Here is a 21373-nt window from a genome sequence, read left to right on the forward strand (position 1 = left end):
GCCCTATCAGAAATATAATTAAAATAACCCACAGTAATATTTTCATTCCTTTCTCCCGCTCATGTATGTCCTGAATAAGTGTAGCAGCGTATTTATATTTGGCGTGAATGCATTGGATTTGATCATTCTTTTTGGGAATACATTTCCGCGTATTAAAATGTATGACAATTTGCGGATTGCCACGCGTTACTAAAAAAATGAACGATATCGAGCGTAACGTGCGCCTTTATTTTTTGAGTGTATGGCGTAATGAAACGTTCTCTTATTTTATCTCTGAGTGCTCCCTTCGCTTTTATTCTGGCAGCCTGTGCGCCTGAACATGCCACGGTATCTCCCCTTAAAACGCAAACCGCTGCGGCGTCAGTGAATACGGTTCTGAATCATCAGGACTGGCCGAAGAATGAGTGGTGGAAAGCGTATAACGATCCCCAGCTTAACGGGCTGATTGCGAAAGCGTTGAGCGATGCGCCGGATATGCAGATTGCCCGCCAGCGCATTACGCTTGCCGAAGCCCAGGCCAAAGCCGCAATGGCCGCTGACGGTCCGCAGATTGATTTTTCCGCCGATGCAGAACGCCAGAAAATGTCCGCCGAAGGGCTGATGGGGCCTTTTGCCCTTACCGACCCGGCTGCAGGCACCACCGGGCCGTGGTATACCAACGGCACCTTTGGCCTGACCGCAGGCTGGGAGCTCGATCTGTGGGGAAAAAACCGCGCCCGGGTCGAGGCCCGGATTGGCAAAGTGAATGCGCAAAAAGCGGAGCTGGAGCAAACCCGCCAGCTGCTGGCCAGCAGCGTGGCGCGGCTCTACTGGGAGTGGCAAACTCAGGCCGCCGCGGGGGAGGTTCTCGCGCAGATCAAACATGAGCAGGACAACATCATTGGTGCCGATCGCGAACTGTATCAGCACGGGATCACCTCCTCCGTGGAAGGGGTGGAAACCGATATCGACGCCAACAAAACCGAAGAACAGCTGGCAGAAGTCAACGGGAAGATGAAAGCCGTCGAGGCGCGTCTGGTCGCGCTGACGAATTCTTCCTCCGTGACGCTTACGCGGCATGCGCTGCCGACGGTCGACGCCGCGCTACCGCCGACGCTCGGTTATGAACTGCTGGCACGCCGTCCGGATCTTCAGGAGGCGCACTGGTATATCGAAGCCTCTATGAGCGAGGTGGAGGCCGCCAGAGCGGCTTTCTATCCTGACGTGAACCTGATGGCGTTCCTACAGCAGGATGCCCTCCATCTGAGCGATCTGTTTCGCGCTTCAGCGCAGCAGATGGGCGTGACCGCCGGGCTGACGCTGCCGATCTTCGACAGCGGCAGGCTGAACGCCAGCCTGGATATCGCCCAGGCGCAGAACAATCTCTCGGTCGCGAACTACAACAAAGCGGTGGTCGAAGCGGTCAATCAGGTGGCGCGCACGGCCAGCGAAGTCGAAACGCTGACGGCGAAGAACCGCCATCAGCAGCAGGTCGAAAAAGATGCGGCGCGCGTTGTGGCGCTGGCTCAGGCGCGTTTCAGCGCGGGGATCGTTGCGGGCTCGCGGGTCAGTGAAGCCAGGATCCCGGCCCTCAGGGAAGACCTCGCCGGATTGTTGCTGAAAGGCCAGTATGTCGACGCCACGCTGCAGCTCACCTCGGCGCTGGGCGGTGGCTATCATCATGGCTAAAAAAGGTCATTATCTATACTTACCTCTTTGCAGTTTCTCAGGAGGTGAGTATGACCAGAGTAGCGATAGTGACCGCATCGGATTCCGGGATTGGTAAAACCACGGCGCTGATGCTCGCAGAGCGCGGGTTTGATATTGGCGTCACCTGGCACTCGGATGAAAAAGGGGCGCTGGAAACCTGCCGCGAAGTTGAAGCGCAGGGGCAGCGCGCAGAGGCTATCCATCTTGATTTAAGCACGCTGCCGGAAGGCGCAGAGGGCATTGAAACGCTGATTGCGCGTTTTGGTCGGCTGGACGTGCTGGTTAACAATGCGGGTGCGATGACCAAAGCGCCGTTCCTTGAGATGCCGTTTGACGACTGGCGGAACATTTTCACCGTCGACGTGGACGGCGCGTTTCTCTGTTCGCAGATTGCCGCCCGACAGATGGTGAAGCAAGGGGAAGGGGGGCGGATTGTGAACATTACTTCGGTGCATGAGCACACGCCGCTGCCGGAGGCGAGCGCCTACACGGCGGCAAAACACGCGCTCGGCGGGTTAACCAAATCCATGGCGATGGAACTGGTTAAGCACAACATTCTGGTGAACGCCGTCGCGCCGGGCGCCATTGCCACACCGATGAACGACATGGACGACAGTGAAGTGAAGGAGGGTTCAATGCCGGAAATCCCGCTGGCAAGACCGGGCCACACCAAAGAGATTGCCAGCCTGGTGGCATGGCTGTGCGACAGCGACGCCAGCTACACGACGGGGCAATCGTTTATTGTCGACGGGGGCTTTATGCTGGCGAACCCGCAGTTTAAGCCGGAGGGGTAGTTTTCCCCTCTCCCTGTGAGAGAGGGTGTTTTTAGTTCCCTCTCCCTGTGGGAGAGGGTTAGGGTGAGGGCATCAGGCCGCACCCGGCTACTCCTCATCCCGCGTCTTTTCCCGATGCTTCAGCCACAGCCTGACCCCAATCACCGCCACCACCACCAGAATCAGCCACGCCCAGTGCTTCAGGTGCTGGTCGAGATTATGCAGCCACGGGCCAATCACTTCGCCCCCTACGTAGCCGAGCGTCGTAAAGATCAGCGCCCAGGCAATCGCACCAAGAACATTGAGCGGCAGGAAAATTTTTGGCGGCAGATGGCTGGCGCCAATCAGTATCGGCCCGATAATGCGAAAGCCATACATAAAGCGCGTGCCGATGACGAACAGATAGGGATGACGTTGAATGAGCCGTTGAGCGCGACGGATTTTCTTCTGATGCTTTGCGAAACGCTTAAGCAGCGTGGGCCCGAAGCGCAGCCCGAGAAAGTAGAGCAGCTGATCGCCAATCATTCCACCGAGCGCGACCGCTGCGACGACCAGCGGGAATTTCAGCAATCCCTGATGCGCGGCGACGCCGCCTAACAGCGTGATGGTTTCACCCTCTGCCACGCTACCGACGACCAGCGCGGCATATCCATATTGTTCAATGAGTGCGTTAATATCCATTACGTGAATGTTATCTCCCTCTGCTTACCTCGTTTAATCATATACCTCATGAATCAACAGCGGGGAAATCAACGGAAATTTCCCACTGTACAGAAAATAATCTAAAGCCTGCATTATACTTAAGGTATCGCTGACGGGCCGACAACAAGGGGGCGCTATGAACCATGTCTGGGGACTTTTCTCCCATCCCGATCGTGAAATGCATGTCATTAAAAGTGAGAACGAAACGGTCTCGCATCATTACACGCACCATGTGCTGCTGATGGCTGCGGTGCCGGTAATATGCGCCTTTATCGGAACAACACAAATCGGCTGGAACTTCGGTGATGGCACCGTGGTTCAGCTTTCCTGGTTTACCGGGCTCTATCTGGCCATCGTTTTTTATGGCCTGATGCTGGCGGGTGTGGCGGTAATGGGGCGCGTCATTCACTGGATGGCGCGTAACTACCCGCAACGTCCATCGCTGGCGCACTGTATGGTCTTTGCCGGATATGTCGCGACCCCGCTGTTCTTAAGCGGTATTGTTGCGCTCTATCCACTGGTCTGGCTGTGCGCGCTGATCGGTACTATTGCCCTCTTTTACACCGGGTATCTGCTGTATCTGGGGGTTCCAACCTTCCTGAATATCAATAAAGAAGAAGGCCTGAGTTTTTCCAGTTCAACACTCGCTATTGGGGTGCTGGTGCTGGAGGCGCTACTGGCGCTGACGGTTATTCTTTGGGGTTACGGATACCGTCTCTTCTGAGTTCACTGCATTGCTGGCGTAAATGCCAGCAATGCAGCATCTGTTCACGATTATCCGCTGGCGACAACGCCCGGTGACCGCTATGATGCCGAAGCCAGCCTGTGTTTATCCGTTGATACAGGCGGTGTACGTCATGACGTGCGTGAATAATTATCAGAAGTCTCACCATGCTGAAATTCCGAGTCTCTTTACTTAGCCTGGCGCTGCTGCTGGGCGCGTCCGCTGCCGTGCCGGCCGTCGCTAAAACACCTGCGGTGACCGCCGCCGCCGCTCAGCCGCAAATTGCGTCCGGCAGCGCGATGATTGTCGATCTCAACACCAATAAAGTGATCTACGCCAGCCATCCGGACCTGGTGCGCCCCATCGCCTCGATTACCAAATTAATGACCGCGATGGTGGTGCTTGATGCACATCTGCCGCTGGACGAAAAATTGAAAGTGGATATCAGCCACACGCCGGAGATGAAGGGGATCTACTCCCGCGTGCGTCTGAACAGTGAAATCAGCCGTAAAAATATGCTGCTGCTGGCGCTGATGTCGTCTGAAAACCGTGCGGCGGCGAGTCTGGCGCACCACTATCCGGGCGGCTATGACGCCTTTATCCGCGCGATGAACGCAAAAGCCAAAGCGCTGGGGATGACCAATACGCATTATGTTGAACCGACGGGTCTGTCGATCAACAACGTCTCCACGGCCCGCGATCTGACGAAACTGCTGATTGCCAGCAAACAGTATCCGCTGATTGGTCAGCTCAGCACCACCCGTGAAGAGATGGCGACCTTTGCGAACCCGGCCTATACGCTGCCGTTCCGCAATACTAACCATCTGGTTTACCGGGATAACTGGAATATTCAGCTAACGAAAACCGGCTTTACCAACGCGGCAGGACACTGCCTGGTGATGCGCACCGTGTTTAACGGTAAACCGGTGGCGCTGGTGGTGATGGATGCCTTCGGCAAATATACCCACTTCGCGGACGCGAGCCGCCTGCGTACCTGGATTGAAACCGGGAAAGTGCAGCCCGTTCCGGCCGCAGCATTGACGTATAAAAAGCAGAAAGCGGAACAGATGGCGACGGCGCAGAACGACTGAGTCGTTTGTGCGTGCTGATGCCCTCACCCCGACCCTCTCCCACGGGGAGAGGGAGAAAACACTAAAAACGGTAACCCAGGTTACCGTTTTGCGTTTATTCCGGCAGCGTCCAGTCCCCATCGTTGAGCGAGCGCTGCATAATCACCGTATCCCGCCAGTCACCTTTCTTATAGCCCACGCTGCGCAGCTGACCGACAATCACGAAGCCATGTTTTTTATGCAGCCGCAGCGAGCCGGAATTATTGTTGCCATCTCCCACAACGGCAATCATCTGCCGCCACGGGCCTTGCTCGCAGCGGGCGATTAGCGCATCCATTAATGCCGAACCAAAACCGCGCCCGGTGATGCTGGCATCCACGTAAATCGACTCTTCCAGGGTATAGCGGTAGGCGTGTCGCGGGCGGTAAGGCGTGGCGTAGCAGTAGCCCACCACGATGCCGCGATACAGCGCGATAAGCCACGGCAAACCGCTCTCAGCCACGCTTTTCATACGCTGACGCATTTCGTCGATGGTAGGGGGGACTTCTTCAAATGACGCGCGCCCGTGCAGCACATGCCAGGCATAGATGGCGGCGATGGCATGCACATCATCGGGAAGGGCATCGCGCACTTCCAGTTCGGTCTCGGATAAAACATCAATAGCCGACATGATGTGCCTGCTCCTCGTTATAGAATGCCGGAGAAACGTTCCTCCGGCGTCAGAGCGTCACTCTATTACGATTAAGGCACGCTAAACAATCTCTCAAATTTGGCTGTAGGAATTAATCAGACGCTTGCGTTACGCGCTGCTCCACATCTGCCTCTTCTTTCCAGTATTTCTTCCGCGTTGTTTTACCAATGCCGGGATTCATGCTGTTTGTAGGGTCATTCTCGCGATAAAACTGCTTAAGTGCGTCAGGGGCTTTATAAAGATGCCCGACGTTATGTTCCGCAGGATATTGTGCGCCGCGTTCACGCAGCAGGGCGAGCATCTGCTCCTTCAGTTCGTGCGCATCGACCCCTTTTTTGACGATGTAATCCTGATGGAAGACATAACACATAAAGTGGCCGTAATAGAGCTTATGCACCAGCTTGCTGTCGATTTCCGGCGGGAGGTGCTCAAACCACTCGGTGTCGTTACGTCGCAGGGCGATATCCAGCGCCAGAATATCTTCCACCTCTTCGGAATGCACCGCCTGATAACGGATGGCGGCGCCTGCGGCGGCAAAACGGTGCAGGAAGGCTTTGCTGCCCTCTTCAGGCGTACAGGCAAAGAAATCCCCTTCGGCGGATTTGAAAAATTCGGTCAGCCAGCCCTGCGCTTCGGCAATTCCGTCCCCGGCCATTTTCAGCAGCAGGTGATGCTCGTACTTATCGCGCCAGGTTTTCATTCGCTCCGGCAGATGCGCCGGGAAAACGTTGCCCAGCTTCTGCATAAAGCGGTCGGTGAAGTGGGGTTTGAACAGCGACACTTTCTCCAGCATCGCGTCGGTGCGGCCCTTCATGGTGAAGAAGAACGGCATTTTGTCGGTGCCGAGCTTGTCGATCATCAGGAACGTATCTTTGCCGTAACGCTCGGCGATGTCGTAAATGTCCCGGTGCATGTACTCGCCCGCCACCGGCAGATGGGTGAATTCGCCCAGAATATGACGACGAATTTCGGTCAGAACCTCAGGCTGATTGGTACCAATGTAAAACACCTGCTGCTTTTTCTCCGCCGGGAAGGTATCCAGACGCACGGCAAAAACGGCCAGCTTCCCGGCGCAGCCGGAGGATTCAAACAGGCGGTCCGGGTCGGCGTTGTAGCGCGCCGGCGTATCGGCGTCGATATCCCGCACTCGGGTGACGTAGTCGTGATCGTGCGCATGACGACCGTCGTGCTGCACGTCTTCGTCCTTCACGCGATCGTCGTCGAGCTTGCTGAGGATCTGTTCCGGCGTCGCGCCGAGATCGATTCCCAGGTGGTTCACCAGCGTCAGCTTGCCGTTTTTATCAATACGGGCAAACAGCGACATCTCGGTGTAGGCCGGGCCGCGCTGTACCAGCGAGCCGCCGGAGTTGTTGCAGATCCCACCGACCACCGATGCGCCAATGCAGGACGAGCCAATCACCGAGTGCGGCTCACGGCCCAGCGGCTTAAGCGCTTTTTCCAGGGAGTAGAGCGTCGTGCCGGGGAACGCGAGGACCTGCTCGCCTTTATCCAGCAGGTGCAGCTTGTCGAGGCGCAGGGTGCTGATAATCACGATGTCGCGATCGTAATCGTTGCCGTTCGGCGTGGAGCCTTCGGTCAGGCCGGTATTGGCGGCCTGCATTAAAATAATCTTGTCGGCGGCGACGCAGGCGCTCAGCACGCGCCACAGCTCCAGCAGCGTGCCGGGGAAGACCACCGCCAGCGCCTCACCCTGACCGGAGCGGAAACCTTTGCGGTAGCGGGCGGTTTTGGCCGGGTCGGTAAGCAGGTGAGAGGAGCCAACCAGGCGCGACAGTTCGTTAATAAAAGCCGTGTTATCGTTTGTTCGAACAGAAGACATCTTCCACTCCTTGTGGTGGGGCAAATTTCTCGCTGTAAAGCATAGCGCGATTAACTGTTAAGCGGTCGAGTATTCACGAGAAAAATCAGAGAATAACCCTGCAACGTTTCGAGGGTTTGTGGCACACTGCGCTTTTCGCACGGTATGGCCGAGATCGTCCGGCGGTTATTGATGAGAGAGTAAAACGACATGAAATGGCTATGTTCTGTAGGTGTCGCCGTCAGCCTGGCGCTGCAACCTGCGCTGGCAGAGGATTTGTTTGGTAATCACCCGCTCACGCCTGAAGCACGGGACGCGTTTGTCACGGAATTGCTCAAGAAAATGACGGTTGATGAGAAAATCGGCCAGCTGCGTCTTATCAGCGTCGGTCCGGATAACCCGAAAGAGGCCATCCGCGAGATGATCAAAGACGGGCAGGTAGGGGCCATCTTTAATACCGTCACCCGCCAGGATATCCGCAAGATGCAGGATCAGGTGATGGATCTCAGCCGCCTGAAAATTCCTCTGTTCTTTGCCTATGACGTGGTGCACGGCCAGCGTACCGTTTTCCCGATTAGCCTCGGTTTAGCTTCTTCCTTTAACCTCGACGCGGTGAAAACCGTCGGGCGCGTGTCGGCTTATGAAGCGGCGGACGACGGCCTGAACATGACCTGGGCGCCAATGGTGGACGTCTCGCGCGATCCGCGCTGGGGCCGCGGCTCGGAAGGCTTTGGTGAAGACACGTATTTAACCTCCACGATGGGTAAAACCATGGTGGAAGCGATGCAGGGCAAAAGCCCGGCGGATCGCTACTCGGTGATGACCAGCGTCAAACACTTCGCGGCCTATGGCGCAGTCGAAGGCGGCAAAGAGTACAACACCGTCGACATGAGCCCGCAGCGCCTGTTCAACGACTACATGCCGCCGTACAAGACGGGGCTGGATGCGGGCAGCGGCGCGGTGATGGTCGCGCTGAACTCGCTGAACGGCACGCCTGCGACCTCTGACTCCTGGCTGCTGAAAGACGTGCTGCGCGACCAGTGGGGCTTTAAGGGCATCACCGTTTCTGACCACGGCGCGATTAAAGAGCTGATTAAACACGGTACCGCCTCCGATCCGGAAGACGCGGTGCGCGTAGCGCTCAAGTCCGGCATCAACATGAGCATGAGCGACGAGTACTACAGCAAATACCTGCCGGGGCTGGTGAAGAGCGGCAAGGTAACGATGGCGGAGCTGGACGATGCCGCGCGCCACGTGCTGAACGTGAAATACGACATGGGGCTGTTTAACGATCCGTACAGCCATCTGGGACCGAAGGATTCTGACCCGGCAGATACCAACGCCGAAAGCCGCCTGCACCGCAAAGAAGCGCGTGACGTGGCGCGCGAAAGCCTGGTGCTGCTGAAAAACCGCCTCGACACGCTGCCGCTGAAAAAATCCGGCACCATTGCCGTAGTGGGCCCGCTGGCCGACAGCAAGCGCGACGTGATGGGCAGCTGGTCTGCCGCGGGCGTTGCTGACCAGTCCGTGACCGTGCTGACCGGTATCAAGAGTGCCGTCGGTGAAAACGCCAAAGTGGTTTACGCCAAAGGGGCGAACGTCACCAACGATAAAGACATCGTGACCTTCCTCAACCAGTATGAGGAAGCGGTCAAGGTCGATCCGCGCACGCCGAAAGAGATGATTGACGAGGCGGTGAACGTCGCGAAGCAGTCTGACGTCGTTGTCGCGGTCGTGGGGGAAGCGCAGGGTATGGCGCACGAGGCCTCCAGCCGGACCGATATCACCATTCCGCAGAGCCAGCGCGATCTGATCGCCGCCCTGAAAGCCACCGGCAAGCCGCTGGTGCTGGTGCTGATGAACGGTCGTCCGCTGGCGCTGGTGAAAGAAGACCAGCAGGCTGACGCCATCCTGGAAACCTGGTTCGCCGGTACCGAAGGCGGTAACGCCATCGCCGACGTGCTGTTTGGCGATTACAACCCGTCAGGCAAGCTGCCGATGTCCTTCCCGCGCTCCGTCGGGCAGATCCCGGTCTACTACAGCCACCTGAATACCGGTCGCCCGTACAACGCCGACAAGCCGAACAAGTACACCTCTCGTTACTTCGACGAAGCTAACGGCCCGCTGTATCCGTTTGGTTACGGCCTGAGCTACACCACCTTTAAGGTTTCTGACGTCAAAATGTCGTCGCCGAGCCTGAAGCGTGACGGCAAAGTTACCGCCAGCGTTGAGGTGACCAACACCGGCAAGCGTGAAGGGGCAACGGTGATTCAGATGTACGTTCAGGATGTCACCGCGTCGATGAGCCGTCCTGTTAAACAGCTGCGCGGCTTCGAGAAGGTCAATCTGAAGCCTGGCGAAACCCAAACCATCAGCTTCCCGATTGACGTGGAGGCGCTGAAGTTCTGGAACCAGCAGATGAAATATGATGCGGAACCGGGCAAATTTAACGTCTTTATCGGCGTGGACTCCGCCCGCGTGAATAAAGGCGAGTTCGAGCTGCTGTAACCTTTCCCTCCTTTGCCTCCCCCCGTCCTGCGGGGGAGGCGTCTTACCTTATGCTAAAAAGGCATTTTGCCGGGTAAATCCGCTGTTTTAAGCTACGCTTTTCTCTCAAGCCTCTGAAAAAGGCGATAAAAAAATGAGGATAGCGGAATGACGATTGCAAAGGGGATGTTGGGATCTGCGGTGCTGCTGGCTGCGATAAGCCTGCCGTTACAGGCGGCGGAGCCGGTAAAAGTGGGCTCAAAGATCGATACCGAAGGCGCGCTGCTCGGCAATATTATTTTGCAGGTGCTGGAAAGCCACGGCGTGAAAACCGTCAATAAAGTTCAGCTGGGCACCACGCCCGTCGTGCGCGGGGCGATTACCTCCGGCGAGCTGGATATCTATCCGGAATACACCGGCAACGGGGCATTCTTCTTCAAAGATGAAAACGATCCGGCATGGAAAAACGCCAAAGCCGGGTATGAGAAAGTCAAAAAACTCGACGCGGAGCAGAACAAGCTGGTCTGGCTGACGCCGGCCCCGGCCAACAACACCTGGACTATCGCCGTTCGCAAGGACGTGGCGGAGAAAGGTAAGCTGACGTCTCTGGCGGATCTCAGCCGCTATCTGAAAGAGAAGGGCGACTTTAAGCTGGCAGCGTCCGCGGAGTTTATCGAGCGTCCTGACGCGCTCCCGGCGTTTGAAAAAGCCTACGACTTCAAGCTCGACCAGGCGCAGCTGCTCTCGCTGGCGGGCGGGGATACGGCGGTAACCATCAAGGCGGCGGCGCAGCAAACTTCCGGCGTTAACGCGGCAATGGCCTACGGCACCGACGGCCCGGTGGCGGCGCTCGGCCTGCAAACCCTGACCGATCCAAAAGGCGTACAGCCGATTTACGCTCCGACCCCGGTCGTACGTGAGTCGGTGCTGAAAGCCTATCCGGAGATTGCAGAATGGCTCAAACCGGTCTTCGAAAAACTGGATGAAAAAACGCTGCAACAGCTGAATGCCAGCATTGCCGTCGAGGGGCTGGATGCCAAAAAAGTGGCCGCCGACTTCCTGAAACAACAAGGGCTTGTGAAGTAACGGGAAAGGGCTGTGCCAATTAAATGTCATAACCGCGTACTGCTGCTGCTGGCCTGCGTGGCCATCGCCGCGGTCGCGCTGCCGTTTGTGAATGTCGCACCTAACCGCCTGATGTCAGGGGAAGGGCGCTATCTCTGGGAAGTGTGGGCGTTCACGCCGTGGTGGCTGGCCGCGGCGCTGGGCGCGTGGGTTGCGCTATCGCTCTGGCAAGGGCGCACGGCGCAGTGGCTGACGCTGCTCCTCGCAGAAGGGCTGTTTATCCTCCTCTTCTGGGGAGCCGGGCAGGCGGCGACGCATATGGCTTCGGCGGAAAGCCCGCTGGCGAGAACCACGGTGGGCAGCGGCCTCTGGCTGTGGCTGGCGCTGTGTCTGCTGGCCAGCAGCGATGCCATTCGTCGACTCATCTCCAGCGCCGTCTGGCGCTGGGTGCTCAACGCGCAGATATGGTGTATTCCCTTGTTCCTGCTGTTCAGCGGTGAGCTGAACAATCTTTCGTTGCTGAAAGAGTACGCCAACCGTCAGGAAGTGTTTGATGATGCCCTAGCGCAACACCTGACGATCCTTTTTGGCACGCTGATCCCGGCTCTGCTGATCGGGATACCGCTCGGCATGTGGTGCTATCGTCATCCTTCACGCCAGGGTGGGATCTTTGCCGTACTCAACGTGATCCAGACCATACCTTCCGTCGCGCTGTTTGGTCTGCTGATTGCCCCGCTGGCGGGGCTGGTGAAGTCATTTCCGGTGCTGGGAACGCTTGGCATAGCCGGAACGGGGTTAACGCCCGCGCTTATCGCGCTGGTGCTGTATGCGCTGCTGCCGCTGGTGCGCGGCGTGGTCGCGGGCCTGAGCCAGGTCGCGCCGGATGTGCTTGAAAGCGCCCATGCGATGGGGATGAGCGCGCGGCAGTGTTTCTGGAAAATTCAGCTCCCCCTGGCGCTGCCCCTGCTGCTGCGCAGCCTGCGGGTGGTGGCGGTACAAACCGTCGGCATGGCGGTGATTGCGGCGCTGATTGGTGCGGGCGGCTTTGGCGCGCTGGTGTTCCAGGGGCTGCTCAGCAGTGCCCTCGATCTTGTGTTGCTGGGCGTGGTGCCCACGATTGCGCTGGCGGTTGTCGTCGACGCGCTGTTTGCCTTATGGCTCGCGCTGCTCAGGAGAAGAGCCAATGATTGAATTTCATGATGTCAGTAAAACCTTTGCCGGTCGCCCGGCGGCGAGCCATCTGAACCTGAACTTTGCCGAGGGGGCGTTTTCCGTGCTGATTGGCACCTCGGGTTCGGGAAAATCCACCACTCTGAAGATGATCAACCGCCTGGTTGAGCATGACAGCGGGGTGATCCGCTTTGCCGGAGAAGAGATCCGCAGCCTGCCGGTGCTGGAGCTGCGTCGCCGGATGGGCTATGCCATTCAGTCTATCGGCCTGTTTCCCCACTGGACGGTGGCGCAGAACATCGCCACCGTGCTGCAGCTGGAGAAATGGTCGCGGGCAAAAATCGCTGACCGGGTGGATGAACTCATGTCGCTCCTGGGGCTGGAGCCCGCGCTGCGCGATCGCTATCCGCACCAGCTTTCCGGAGGCCAGCAGCAGCGCGTGGGCGTGGCGCGCGCGCTGGCGGCTAACCCGCAAGTGCTGTTGATGGATGAACCCTTCGGCGCGCTGGATCCGGTCACGCGCGGGGCGCTGCAGGCGGAGATGACCCGCATTCACCGCATTCTCGGGCGCACGATCGTTCTCGTGACGCACGATATTGATGAAGCTCTGCGCCTGGCCGACCATCTGGTGCTGATGGATCATGGCGAAGTGGTGCAGCAGGGCTCGCCGCTTGAGCTATTAACATGGCCGAAGAACGACTTTGTGCGCGAGTTTTTTGGACGCAGCGAGCTGGGCGTGAGGCTGCTCTCCCTGCGGACGGTCAGCGACTATATGCGTCGGGAGGAGGTGCCGGTCAGCGGCGAACCGCTGCAGGCGCAGATGAGCCTGCGGGATGCCCTCTCGGCGTTTGTCGCGCGCCAGTGCGAGGTATTGCCCGTCTCGGACTCGCGCGGGATGCCGTGCGGAACCTTACATTTTCGCGATCTGCTGGCCGGGGAGGTGACGCGTGAAGGCACTGCGTGATCCGCTCCTCTGGCTGGTAGCGCTCTTTGTCGCCTTACTGTTTCTGATGCCCCACAGCGCGGCGCTGTTTAACGCTCTTTTTCCGGGGCTGCCGCGGCCGGTCTATCAGCAGGAGAGCTTTATTAATCTCGCTCTGGCGCATCTCTGGCTGGTGGCGCTCTCAAGCGCCATCGCGATTGTGTTGGGGGTAGGGGCAGGCATCGCGGTCACGCGGCCTGCGGGCAAGGAGTTTCGTCCGCTGGTGGAGACGATAGCGGCGATTGGCCAGACGTTTCCCCCGGTGGCGGTGCTGGCGATAGCGGTTCCGGTGATGGGCTTTGGTCAGCAGCCGGCCATTATTGCGCTGATTTTATACGGCGTATTGCCGGTGCTGCAGGGCACGCTGGCGGGCCTCGCGGCGGTACCGGCGTCAGTGCTGAGCGTGGCAGAAGGGATGGGGATGAGTCGCGGTCAGCGGCTGCGCAAGGTTGAACTGCCGCTTGCGGCGCCGGTTATCATTGCCGGGATCCGCACGTCGGTGATTATTAACATCGGGACGGCGACCATTGCGTCTACGGTCGGTGCCAATACGCTGGGAACGCCGATTATTATCGGCCTGAGCGGGTTTAATACGGCTTATATCGTGCAGGGGGCGGTGCTGGTCGCGCTGGCGGCAATCGTCGTCGATCGCCTTTTTGAGCGGCTGGCGCTGTACCTCAGCCGACACCGCCGCGAACAATAAACGAGTATCCTGCCAGCATCACGCCGCCAATACCGCTCACGGCCATCAGGACAAAAAGGGTAATAATGGCCAGTTTGGTTGCCTTCATCATGTGCTCCTGTTGTTAACGGAACAATTATACGGTGAAGCGCAGCTGTTAATGAACCATTAAATGCCGTTATGGCTCATCCGGGCCAAGGGAATAGACCGGGTAACCATTCTCACGCCATTCCGTCAGCAGCTGCTGCTGCGTGGCGGAGGGCACTTCCCCACACCAGACCAGCAGGGTCTGGCCGTCGAAAAACTCGGGCTTAAGCTGCGCCAGCGAGTGCGCCAGGACATCCACGCGCCAGCCCTTCTGGGTCGCAATCCACGCTTCCAGCCACAGGCGGGTGGTATCGTGCACGTTCCAGCCGACAACCAGCGCATCTTTTCCGGCTTTGTTCTTCGCTGAGGCAAGGCAGACGGCAATGTAGTTGATCAGCACCCCGTCGAGCATGCTGAGCAGCGCCTGTAGGGTGGACTGCTGGCACTGAAGACGTCGACGGAGCGGAATGAAAAGATGGCTGATCAGCGTCTGTGCCGGATAGTCGCGGCCCTGCTCTTTTATCCATGCGCGCAGGCGCTGAAGATTGCCCGCCTGGAGGAGTCTCAACAATGTTTCCTGTTGTTCGCGCCAGAGGTGTTGCGTGTCCGGGTCATCATGGCTCAGCAGGGACTTCACTTTGCCGACCTGCACTCCGTTGTCGATCCAGCTTTTAATTTCGCGGATGCGGTCGATATCGGCCTCATTGAAAAGGCGATGCCCACCGTCGGTCCTCTGCGGTTTAAGCAATCCATACCGTCGCTGCCACGCCCGTAGGGTAACGGGATTGATATCACAAAGGAGTGCCACTTCACCTATCGTGTAAAGCGCCATATTCGCCCCCTGGCTTACGCGTTCCCAGCTTAACTGTAGACCCACTTTGACGAACCAGGAAGGATTGATTGATTTTTGAACAAACAATGCGAAGCATGCGCGATATTCAGAAAAAGGTGTGATAACGGACACGATTTTGCGCTTTTTTGGGATGCTTCAAAGAAAGTAAACCCGCATCAGTGTATGTTACGCGTTTTTAGCGTGTGCGGTTTTGAGTATGTACGAGTTTAACCTGGTGCTGCTGTTGCTTCAGCAGATGTGCGTGTTTCTGGTCATAGCCTGGCTGATGAGCAAAACGCGCCTGTTTATCCCGCTGATGCAGGTCACCGTCCGTCTGCCGCACAAATTCCTCTGCTACGTCGTATTTTCCATATTCTGCATTATGGGGACCTGGTTTGGTCTTCATATCGAAGACTCTATTGCCAATACGCGCGCTATCGGCGCGGTGATGGGCGGGCTGCTCGGCGGTCCCGTCGTCGGGGGGCTTGTCGGTTTAACCGGGGGGCTGCATCGCTATTCCATGGGCGGGATGACGGCGCTGAGCTGTATGATCTCCACGATCGTTGAAGGGCTTCTCGGCGGCCTGGTGCACAGCTATATGATCAAGCGCGGTCGCCCGGATAAAGTCTTCAGCCCGCTCACCGCCGGTGCCATTACCTTTGTGGCCGAAATGGCGCAGATGGCGATCATTCTGCTGATTGCCCGTCCGTTTGAGGATGCGCTGCACCTGGTCAGCAGCATTGCCGCTCCGATGATGGTGACCAATACCGTGGGCGCGGCGCTGTTTATGCGCATCCTGCTCGACAAGCGCGCCATGTTTGAGAAGTACACCTCGGCCTTTTCCGCCACGGCGCTGAAGGTTGCCGCCTCGACGGAAGGGATCCTGCGCCAGGGGTTCAACGAAGAGAACAGCATGAAGGTGGCCCAGGTGCTCTACAAGGAGCTGGATATCGGCGCGGTGGCGATAACCGATCGGGAAAAGCTGCTGGCCTTTACCGGTACGGGCGACGATCACCATCTGCCGGGCAAGCCGATCTCCTCAGCCTATACGCTGCGCGCCATCGAAACCGGCGAGGTGGTGTATGCCGACGGTAACGAAGTGCCTTACCGCTGTTCGCTGCATCCCCAGTGCAAGCTGGGCTCCACGCTGGTGATTCCGCTTCGCGGCGAGAATCAGCGGGTGATGGGCACCATCAAGCTGTATGAGGCGAAAAACCGTCTGTTCAGCTCCATCAACCGCACGCTGGGGGAGGGGATCGCCCAGCTGCTGTCCGCGCAAATCCTCGCCGGGCAGTATGAGCGGCAGAAAGCCCTGCTGACGCAGTCGGAGATTAAGCTGCTACATGCGCAGGTCAATCCGCATTTCCTGTTCAACGCCCTCAACACGCTTAAAGCGGTGATCCGCCGCGACAGCGATCAGGCCGCCCAACTGGTGCAGTTTCTGTCGACCTTTTTCCGCAAGAACCTGAAACGGCCGTCCGAGATCGTGACCCTCGCCGATGAGATTGAGCACGTGAATGCGTATCTGCAGATCGAGCAGGCGCGTTTCCAGTCGCGCCTGCAGGTGTCGCTCTCCGTTCCGGACGAGCTGGCGTATCAGCATCTCCCGGCCTTTACCCTGCAGCCTATTGTCGAAAACGCCATTAAACACGGCACGTCACAGCTTCTGGGAACGGGGGAGATAACCATTGCCGCCAGCCGTTTCAACCACCATCTGGTGCTGGATATTGAAGATAATGCCGGGCTTTATCAGCCTTCCGCCTCCGGCGGTTTGGGGATGAGCCTGGTGGATAAACGCCTGCGCGCCCATTTTGGCGACGACTGTGGGATTACCGTCGCCTGTGAGCCAGACCGATTTACCCGTATTACCGTACGACTGCCGCTGGAGGAAAACGCATGTTAAGAGTGCTGATCGTGGATGACGAGCCGCTGGCACGAGAAAACCTGCGCGTTCTGCTGCAGGAGCAGCCTGATATTGAGATTGTGGGTGAGTGCGCGAACGCCATTGAGGCCATCGGCGCGGTGCACAAGCTGCGCCCGGACGTGCTGTTCCTCGATATTCAGATGCCCCGCATTAGCGGGCTGGAGATGGTCGGCATGCTCGACCCGGCGCATCGCCCCTATATCGTGTTTCTGACGGCGTTCGACGAATATGCCGTTAAGGCCTTTGAGGAGCACGCGTTTGACTATTTACTCAAGCCGATTGAAGAGAAGCGTCTGGAAAAAACGCTCACCCGTTTACGCCAGGAGCGAACCGTACAGGACGTCACGCTGCTGCCGGAAAACCAGCAGCCGCTGAAGTTTATCCCCTGCACCGGGCACAGCCGGATTTATCTTCTGCAAATGGATGATGTGGCGTTTGTCAGCAGCCGCCTGAGCGGGGTGTTTGTCACCAGCGCGGAAGGGAATGAAGGATTTACCGAGCTGACCCTGCGCACGCTGGAGAGCCGCACGCCGCTGATCCGCTGCCATCGCCAGTATCTGGTGAACATGGCGCACCTGAAAGAGATTCGCCTGGAAGATAACGGCCAGGCCGAGCTGGTGCTGCGTGCCGGGCAAACGGTACCCGTCAGCCGTCGCTATCTCAAGAGTTTGAAAGAGGCGATTGGGCTGTAAAACTGGTACACTGCGCGCCATTGCATCATCGACATTCGAAGGCTCTATGCTAAGTAACGACATTCTTCGTAGCCTGCGCTACACCCTGAAAGCAAACAATAACGACATGGTGCGCATTCTTGCGCTGTCGGACATGGAATCCACATCTGCAGGTTTCGATACCTGGATGACCAAAGAAGACGAAGAGGGCTTCGTTCGCTGCCCGGACATTATTCTGTCGGGTTTCCTGAACGGTCTGATTTACGATAAGCGTGGCAAAGATCCGGCCGCGCCGGAGCTGGCGCTGGAGCGTCGCGTGAACAACAACACGGTGCTGAAAAAGCTGCGCATCGCGTTCTCGCTGAAAACGGACGATATTGTGGCGATCATGACCGAGCAAAAATACCGCGTATCCGTGCCGGAAGTGACCGCCATGATGCGCGCGCCGGACCACAAAAACTACCGCGAGTGCGGCGACCAGTTCCTGCGTAATTTCCTGCGCGGGCTGACCCACCGGGTGCATCACCCGAAAGCGTGATTTAGCCGGGTGGCGGCTTCGCCTTACCCGGCCTACAAAACCCGTAGGCCCGTGCAAGCGTAGCGCCGGGCAAAAAAAAGCCGGAGAGAATCTCCGGCTTTTTTGTTATTTCACCTGCTGCCCAGGCTTTGCGCCTTCATCAGGGCTTAACAGGAAGATATCTTTCCCGCCAGGGCCTGCGGCCATCACCATCCCTTCAGAGATGCCGAAGCGCATTTTGCGCGGCGCCAGGTTCGCCACCATCACGGTCTGACGACCGATCAGCACCTGCGGGTCCGGGTAGGCTGAACGGATGCCGGAGAAGACGTTACGCTTCTCGCCGCCCAGATCCAGCGTCAGGCGCAGCAGCTTGTCAGAACCTTCCACGAATTCCGCGTTTTCGATCAGCGCCACGCGCAGGTCGACTTTGGCGAAATCGTCAAAGGTAATGGTCTCCTGAATCGGATCGTCCGCCAGCGGGCCGGTAACCGGTGCCGCAGCCGCCTTCACCTCTTCTTTGGACGCTTCCACCAGAGCTTCAACCTGCTTCATCTCGATGCGGTTGTACAGCGCCTTGAAGGTGTTCACCTTGTGGCCGAGCAGCGGCTGCGCCATGGCATCCCAGGTCAGTTCGGTGTTCAGGAACGCTTCAGCACGGGCTGCCAGCTGAGGCAGAACCGGCTTCAGGTACGTCATCAGCACGCGGAACAGGTTGATGCCCATGGAGCAGATGGCCTGCAGGTCGGCATCGCGGCCTTCCTGTTTCGCGACAACCCACGGTGCCTGCTCGTCGACATAGCGGTTCGCCAGGTCAGCCAGGGCCATGATTTCGCGCACCGCTTTGCCGAACTCACGGGTTTCCCACGCGTCGCCAATGGTGGCTGCCGCGTCGGTAAAGGTTTTATACAGGGCAGGATCAGCCAGTTCAGCCGCCATCACGCCGTCAAAACGCTTGGCGATAAAGCCCGCGTTACGGGAGGCCAGGTTCACCACCTTGTTGACAATGTCCGCGTTCACTCGCTGCACGAAATCTTCCAGGTTCAGGTCGATGTCGTCGATGCGGGAAGAGAGCTTAGCGGTGTAGTAGTAGCGCAGGCTGTCCGCGTCGAAGTGGTTCAGCCAGGTGCTGGCCTTAATGAACGTCCCGCGAGACTTGGACATCTTGGCGCCGTTCACCGTCACGTAGCCGTGTACGAACAGGTTGGTTGGCTTGCGGAAGTTGCTGCCTTCCAGCATCGCCGGCCAGAACAGGCTGTGGAAATAAACGATGTCTTTACCGATAAAGTGATACAGCTCTGCCGTGGAATCTTTCTTCCAGTATTCGTCGAAGCTGACGGTGTCGCCACGCTTGTCGCACAGGTTCTTGAAGGAGCCCATGTAGCCGATTGGCGCGTCCAGCCAGACGTAGAAGTATTTGCCCGGCGCGTTCGGGATTTCAAAGCCGAAGTACGGCGCATCGCGGGAGATATCCCACTGCTGCAGGCCGGATTCGAACCACTCCTGCATTTTGTTCGCCACCTGCTCCTGCAGCGCGCCGCTGCGGGTCCACGCCTGCAGCATTTCGCTGAAGGACGGCAGGTCGAAGAAGAAGTGCTCGGAGTCACGCATCACAGGCGTGGCGCCGGATACCACGGATTTCGGCTCGATAAGCTCGGTCGGGCTGTAGGTTGCGCCGCACACTTCGCAGTTATCGCCGTACTGGTCCGGGGATTTACATTTCGGACAGGTGCCTTTGACGAAACGGTCCGGCAGGAACATGCCTTTTTCGGGATCGTACAGCTGAGAGATGGTGCGGTTTTTGATAAAACCGTTCTCTTTCAGACGGGTGTAGATCAGCTCCGACAGCTCGCGGTTTTCGTCGCTGTGCGTGGAGTGATAGTTGTCATAGCTGATGTCAAAGCCAGCAAAATCGGTCTGATGCTCCTGACTCATTTCGGCAATCATCTGCTCCGGGGAAATCCCCAGCTGCTGCGCTTTCAGCATGATCGGCGTGCCGTGAGCATCGTCCGCACAGATGAAGTTAACCTCGTGGCCGCGCATTCGCTGGTAACGGACCCAGACATCAGCCTGGATATGCTCCAGCATGTGGCCGAGGTGGATTGAGCCGTTGGCGTACGGCAGTGCGCACGTTACCAGAATTTTCTTCGCGACTTGAGTCATAGTAGGCATTACTTCTTTTAACTGTGAAAAGGGTTTTTGATATTACCAAAAGGGGCATTATTAAGTAAGCACAAACCACGGCCTTTCAGGTAAACTTGTTCATCTAAGGTCTTATTCACAAGAACAAAGGAGTCGGGATGAGTTCTCAATCCCAGGCCAAATCACCGGAAGCCTTACGAGCAATGGTCGCCGGGACGCTGGCTAACTTTCAGCATCCAACCCTGAAGCACAATCTCACTACGCTGAAAGCGTTACACCACGTTGCCTGGCTGGACGATACCCTGCACATTGAGCTGCAGATGCCGTTCGTCTGGACCAGCGCCTTTGATGCGCTGAAAGAGCAGACCAGCTCTGAGCTGCTGCGCATTACCGGTGCGAAGGCGATCGACTGGAAGCTGAGCCACAGCATCGCCACGCTGAAGCGCGTGAAAAACCAGCCTGGCGTGAACGGCGTGAAAAATATCATTGCCGTCAGCTCGGGCAAGGGCGGGGTAGGGAAATCTTCTACCGCCGTTAACCTGGCGCTGGCGTTGGCAGCGGAAGGGGCAAAGGTCGGTATTCTGGATGCCGATATCTACGGTCCGTCTATTCCGAACATGCTGGGCGCGGAAAACCAGCGCCCAACCTCGCCGGACGGAACCCACATGGCGCCAATTATGGCTCACGGTCTGGCGACCAACTCGATCGGTTACCTGGTGACCGACGATAACGCCATGGTCTGGCGCGGCCCGATGGCCAGCAAAGCGCTGCTGCAGATGCTGCAGGAGACGATGTGGCCGGATCTGGATTATCTGGTGCTGGACATGCCGCCGGGCACCGGTGACATTCAGCTGACGCTGGCGCAGAACATTCCGGTCACGGGGGCGGTTGTCGTGACTACGCCGCAGGATATTGCGCTGATCGACGCTAAAAAAGGCATCGTGATGTTCGAGAAGGTGGAAGTGCCGGTGCTCGGTATCGTCGAGAACATGAGCATGCACATTTGCAGCAACTGCGGTCACCACGAACCTATCTTCGGTACGGGTGGTGCAGAAAAACTGGCAGCGAAGTATCACACCCAGCTGCTGGGGCAGATGCCGCTGCACATTACCCTCCGTGAAGATCTGGACAGCGGAAAGCCGACGGTGGTCAGCCGCCCGGACAGCGAATTTGCAGAGATGTATCGTCAGCTGGCGGGTCGCGTTGCGGCGCAGCTTTACTGGCAGGGCGAAGTGATCCCGGGCGAAATCGCGTTCCGCGCGGTGTAACGCCTTCGCGTTGAATTGCCGGGTGGCGCTTCGCTTACCTGGCCTACAACTGGCACTATCACGTAGGTCGGGTAAGGCGAA

At 57.9% G+C, this 21373-nt stretch carries 19 protein-coding genes; 13 read left to right on the forward strand and 6 right to left on the reverse strand.

The genetic code is table 11. From position 1 onward, the window contains the following. Window positions 1–249 precede the first annotated feature (249 nt). Complete coding sequence (gene mdtQ / locus INF68_RS17790; RefSeq protein ID WP_052206754.1) at window positions 250–1668, forward strand: multidrug resistance outer membrane protein MdtQ; 1419 nt, start codon at window positions 250–252, stop codon at window positions 1666–1668. Window positions 1669–1718: 50 nt separating this feature from the next. Then, a complete protein-coding gene (locus tag INF68_RS17795) occupies window positions 1719–2483 on the forward strand; it encodes an SDR family oxidoreductase (RefSeq protein WP_023312456.1) in 765 nt (254 codons plus the stop codon). 87 nt (window positions 2484–2570) lie between these two features. Here INF68_RS17795 and INF68_RS17800 read toward each other — a convergent pair whose 3' ends face one another. Continuing rightward, a complete protein-coding gene (locus INF68_RS17800; RefSeq protein WP_032658928.1) occupies window positions 2571–3143 on the reverse strand; it encodes a DedA family protein in 573 nt (190 codons plus the stop codon). Between the two features lie 157 nt (window positions 3144–3300). On the opposite strand from INF68_RS17800, the gene INF68_RS17805 reads away from it, so the two are divergent. Together INF68_RS17805 and pbpG are read left to right on the forward strand one after the other, a co-directional pair. Continuing rightward, on the forward strand, window positions 3301–3888 hold the full coding sequence (locus tag INF68_RS17805) for a Yip1 family protein (RefSeq protein ID WP_023312454.1): 588 nt from the start codon (window positions 3301–3303) through the stop codon (window positions 3886–3888). Between the two features lie 167 nt (window positions 3889–4055). Then, the gene (gene pbpG, locus INF68_RS17810) at window positions 4056–4979 is read left to right on the forward strand and encodes a D-alanyl-D-alanine endopeptidase (RefSeq protein ID WP_023312453.1); all 924 of its coding nucleotides are present in this window, start codon (window positions 4056–4058) and stop codon (window positions 4977–4979) included. 94 nt (window positions 4980–5073) lie between these two features. Here pbpG and INF68_RS17815 read toward each other — a convergent pair whose 3' ends face one another. Further along, window positions 5074–5628, reverse strand: a complete 555-nt coding sequence (locus tag INF68_RS17815; protein WP_047647278.1) for a GNAT family N-acetyltransferase — start codon at window positions 5626–5628, stop codon at window positions 5074–5076. Window positions 5629–5740: 112 nt separating this feature from the next. Next, complete coding sequence (gene dld / locus INF68_RS17820) at window positions 5741–7489, reverse strand: D-lactate dehydrogenase (protein WP_126786734.1); 1749 nt, start codon at window positions 7487–7489, stop codon at window positions 5741–5743. A 189-nt stretch (window positions 7490–7678) separates the two neighbouring features. Here dld and bglX point away from each other — a divergent pair, with 189 nt between their 5' ends. From bglX to INF68_RS17845, 5 genes are all read left to right on the forward strand, one after another. Next, on the forward strand, window positions 7679–9976 hold the full coding sequence (bglX, locus tag INF68_RS17825; RefSeq protein ID WP_126786735.1) for a beta-glucosidase BglX: 2298 nt from the start codon (window positions 7679–7681) through the stop codon (window positions 9974–9976). Between the two features lie 147 nt (window positions 9977–10123). Beyond that, a complete protein-coding gene (locus INF68_RS17830; RefSeq protein ID WP_126786736.1) occupies window positions 10124–11041 on the forward strand; it encodes an ABC transporter substrate-binding protein in 918 nt (305 codons plus the stop codon). Window positions 11042–11053: 12 nt separating this feature from the next. Further along, window positions 11054–12211: an ABC transporter permease gene (locus INF68_RS17835; protein ID WP_126786737.1), complete on the forward strand. Its 1158-nt coding sequence runs from the start codon at window positions 11054–11056 to the stop codon at window positions 12209–12211. Beyond that, window positions 12204–13154: an ABC transporter ATP-binding protein gene (locus INF68_RS17840; protein WP_109845314.1), complete on the forward strand. Its 951-nt coding sequence runs from the start codon at window positions 12204–12206 to the stop codon at window positions 13152–13154. The genes INF68_RS17835 and INF68_RS17840 overlap by 8 nt, the downstream gene beginning before the upstream one ends. Beyond that, a complete protein-coding gene (locus INF68_RS17845; protein ID WP_109845313.1) occupies window positions 13138–13875 on the forward strand; it encodes an ABC transporter permease in 738 nt (245 codons plus the stop codon). The genes INF68_RS17840 and INF68_RS17845 overlap by 17 nt, the downstream gene beginning before the upstream one ends. On the opposite strand, the gene INF68_RS17850 is transcribed toward INF68_RS17845, so the two are convergent. Together INF68_RS17850 and mlrA are read right to left on the reverse strand one after the other, a co-directional pair. Continuing rightward, window positions 13850–13963 carry a protein YohO gene (locus INF68_RS17850; protein ID WP_008500895.1) on the reverse strand — a complete coding sequence of 38 codons (114 nt, stop codon included), beginning with the start codon at window positions 13961–13963 and terminating at the stop codon, window positions 13850–13852. The genes INF68_RS17845 and INF68_RS17850 overlap by 26 nt on opposite strands. Before the next feature lie 69 nt (window positions 13964–14032). Continuing rightward, window positions 14033–14773 carry an HTH-type transcriptional regulator MlrA gene (gene mlrA / locus INF68_RS17855; protein WP_033146010.1) on the reverse strand — a complete coding sequence of 247 codons (741 nt, stop codon included), beginning with the start codon at window positions 14771–14773 and terminating at the stop codon, window positions 14033–14035. A gap of 217 nt (window positions 14774–14990) precedes the next feature. Here mlrA and INF68_RS17860 point away from each other — a divergent pair, with 217 nt between their 5' ends. The 3 genes from INF68_RS17860 to INF68_RS17870 are packed head-to-tail and all read left to right on the forward strand — an operon-like array spanning window position 14991 to window position 17906. Beyond that, window positions 14991–16676 carry a sensor histidine kinase gene (locus tag INF68_RS17860; RefSeq protein ID WP_126786738.1) on the forward strand — a complete coding sequence of 562 codons (1686 nt, stop codon included), beginning with the start codon at window positions 14991–14993 and terminating at the stop codon, window positions 16674–16676. Then, a complete protein-coding gene (btsR, locus tag INF68_RS17865) occupies window positions 16670–17389 on the forward strand; it encodes a two-component system response regulator BtsR (RefSeq protein ID WP_023312443.1) in 720 nt (239 codons plus the stop codon). Before INF68_RS17860 ends, btsR begins: the two co-directional genes overlap by 7 nt. Before the next feature lie 46 nt (window positions 17390–17435). Further along, window positions 17436–17906 (forward strand): DUF1456 family protein, encoded by a 471-nt coding sequence (locus tag INF68_RS17870; protein WP_023312442.1) that lies wholly within the window; start codon window positions 17436–17438, stop codon window positions 17904–17906. Between the two features lie 105 nt (window positions 17907–18011). Here the strand turns inward: INF68_RS17870 and metG are convergent, their stop codons facing one another. Beyond that, the gene (metG, locus tag INF68_RS17875) at window positions 18012–20045 is read right to left on the reverse strand and encodes a methionine--tRNA ligase (RefSeq protein ID WP_032658904.1); all 2034 of its coding nucleotides are present in this window, start codon (window positions 20043–20045) and stop codon (window positions 18012–18014) included. A gap of 137 nt (window positions 20046–20182) precedes the next feature. On the opposite strand from metG, the gene apbC reads away from it, so the two are divergent. Further along, a complete protein-coding gene (gene apbC, locus INF68_RS17880; RefSeq protein WP_109845307.1) occupies window positions 20183–21292 on the forward strand; it encodes an iron-sulfur cluster carrier protein ApbC in 1110 nt (369 codons plus the stop codon). The last annotated feature ends 81 nt before the right edge of the window (window positions 21293–21373 follow it).

The sequence above is a fragment of the Enterobacter cloacae complex sp. P16RS2 genome (genome assembly GCF_014982155.1).
GTDB classification, from domain to species: Bacteria; Pseudomonadota; Gammaproteobacteria; order Enterobacterales; family Enterobacteriaceae; genus Enterobacter; species Enterobacter cloacae_M.

Excerpts from the sequence above, each read along its gene's own strand:
- mdtQ (WP_052206754.1), top strand. The coding sequence starts at position 250 with ATGAAACGTTCTCTTATTTTATCTCTGAGTGCTCCCTTCGCTTTTATT.
- INF68_RS17795 (WP_023312456.1), top strand. The coding sequence starts at position 1,719 with ATGACCAGAGTAGCGATAGTGACCGCATCGGATTCCGGGATTGGTAAA.
- INF68_RS17800 (WP_032658928.1), bottom strand. The coding sequence starts at position 3,143 with ATGGATATTAACGCACTCATTGAACAATATGGATATGCCGCGCTGGTC.
- INF68_RS17805 (WP_023312454.1), top strand. The coding sequence starts at position 3,301 with ATGAACCATGTCTGGGGACTTTTCTCCCATCCCGATCGTGAAATGCAT.
- pbpG (WP_023312453.1), top strand. The coding sequence starts at position 4,056 with ATGCTGAAATTCCGAGTCTCTTTACTTAGCCTGGCGCTGCTGCTGGGC.
- INF68_RS17815 (WP_047647278.1), bottom strand. The coding sequence starts at position 5,628 with ATGTCGGCTATTGATGTTTTATCCGAGACCGAACTGGAAGTGCGCGAT.
- dld (WP_126786734.1), bottom strand. The coding sequence starts at position 7,489 with ATGTCTTCTGTTCGAACAAACGATAACACGGCTTTTATTAACGAACTG.
- bglX (WP_126786735.1), top strand. The coding sequence starts at position 7,679 with ATGAAATGGCTATGTTCTGTAGGTGTCGCCGTCAGCCTGGCGCTGCAA.
- INF68_RS17830 (WP_126786736.1), top strand. The coding sequence starts at position 10,124 with ATGACGATTGCAAAGGGGATGTTGGGATCTGCGGTGCTGCTGGCTGCG.
- INF68_RS17840 (WP_109845314.1), top strand. The coding sequence starts at position 12,204 with ATGATTGAATTTCATGATGTCAGTAAAACCTTTGCCGGTCGCCCGGCG.
- INF68_RS17850 (WP_008500895.1), bottom strand. The coding sequence starts at position 13,963 with ATGAAGGCAACCAAACTGGCCATTATTACCCTTTTTGTCCTGATGGCC.
- mlrA (WP_033146010.1), bottom strand. The coding sequence starts at position 14,773 with ATGGCGCTTTACACGATAGGTGAAGTGGCACTCCTTTGTGATATCAAT.
- INF68_RS17860 (WP_126786738.1), top strand. The coding sequence starts at position 14,991 with ATGTACGAGTTTAACCTGGTGCTGCTGTTGCTTCAGCAGATGTGCGTG.
- btsR (WP_023312443.1), top strand. The coding sequence starts at position 16,670 with ATGTTAAGAGTGCTGATCGTGGATGACGAGCCGCTGGCACGAGAAAAC.
- INF68_RS17870 (WP_023312442.1), top strand. The coding sequence starts at position 17,436 with ATGCTAAGTAACGACATTCTTCGTAGCCTGCGCTACACCCTGAAAGCA.
- metG (WP_032658904.1), bottom strand. The coding sequence starts at position 20,045 with ATGACTCAAGTCGCGAAGAAAATTCTGGTAACGTGCGCACTGCCGTAC.
- apbC (WP_109845307.1), top strand. The coding sequence starts at position 20,183 with ATGAGTTCTCAATCCCAGGCCAAATCACCGGAAGCCTTACGAGCAATG.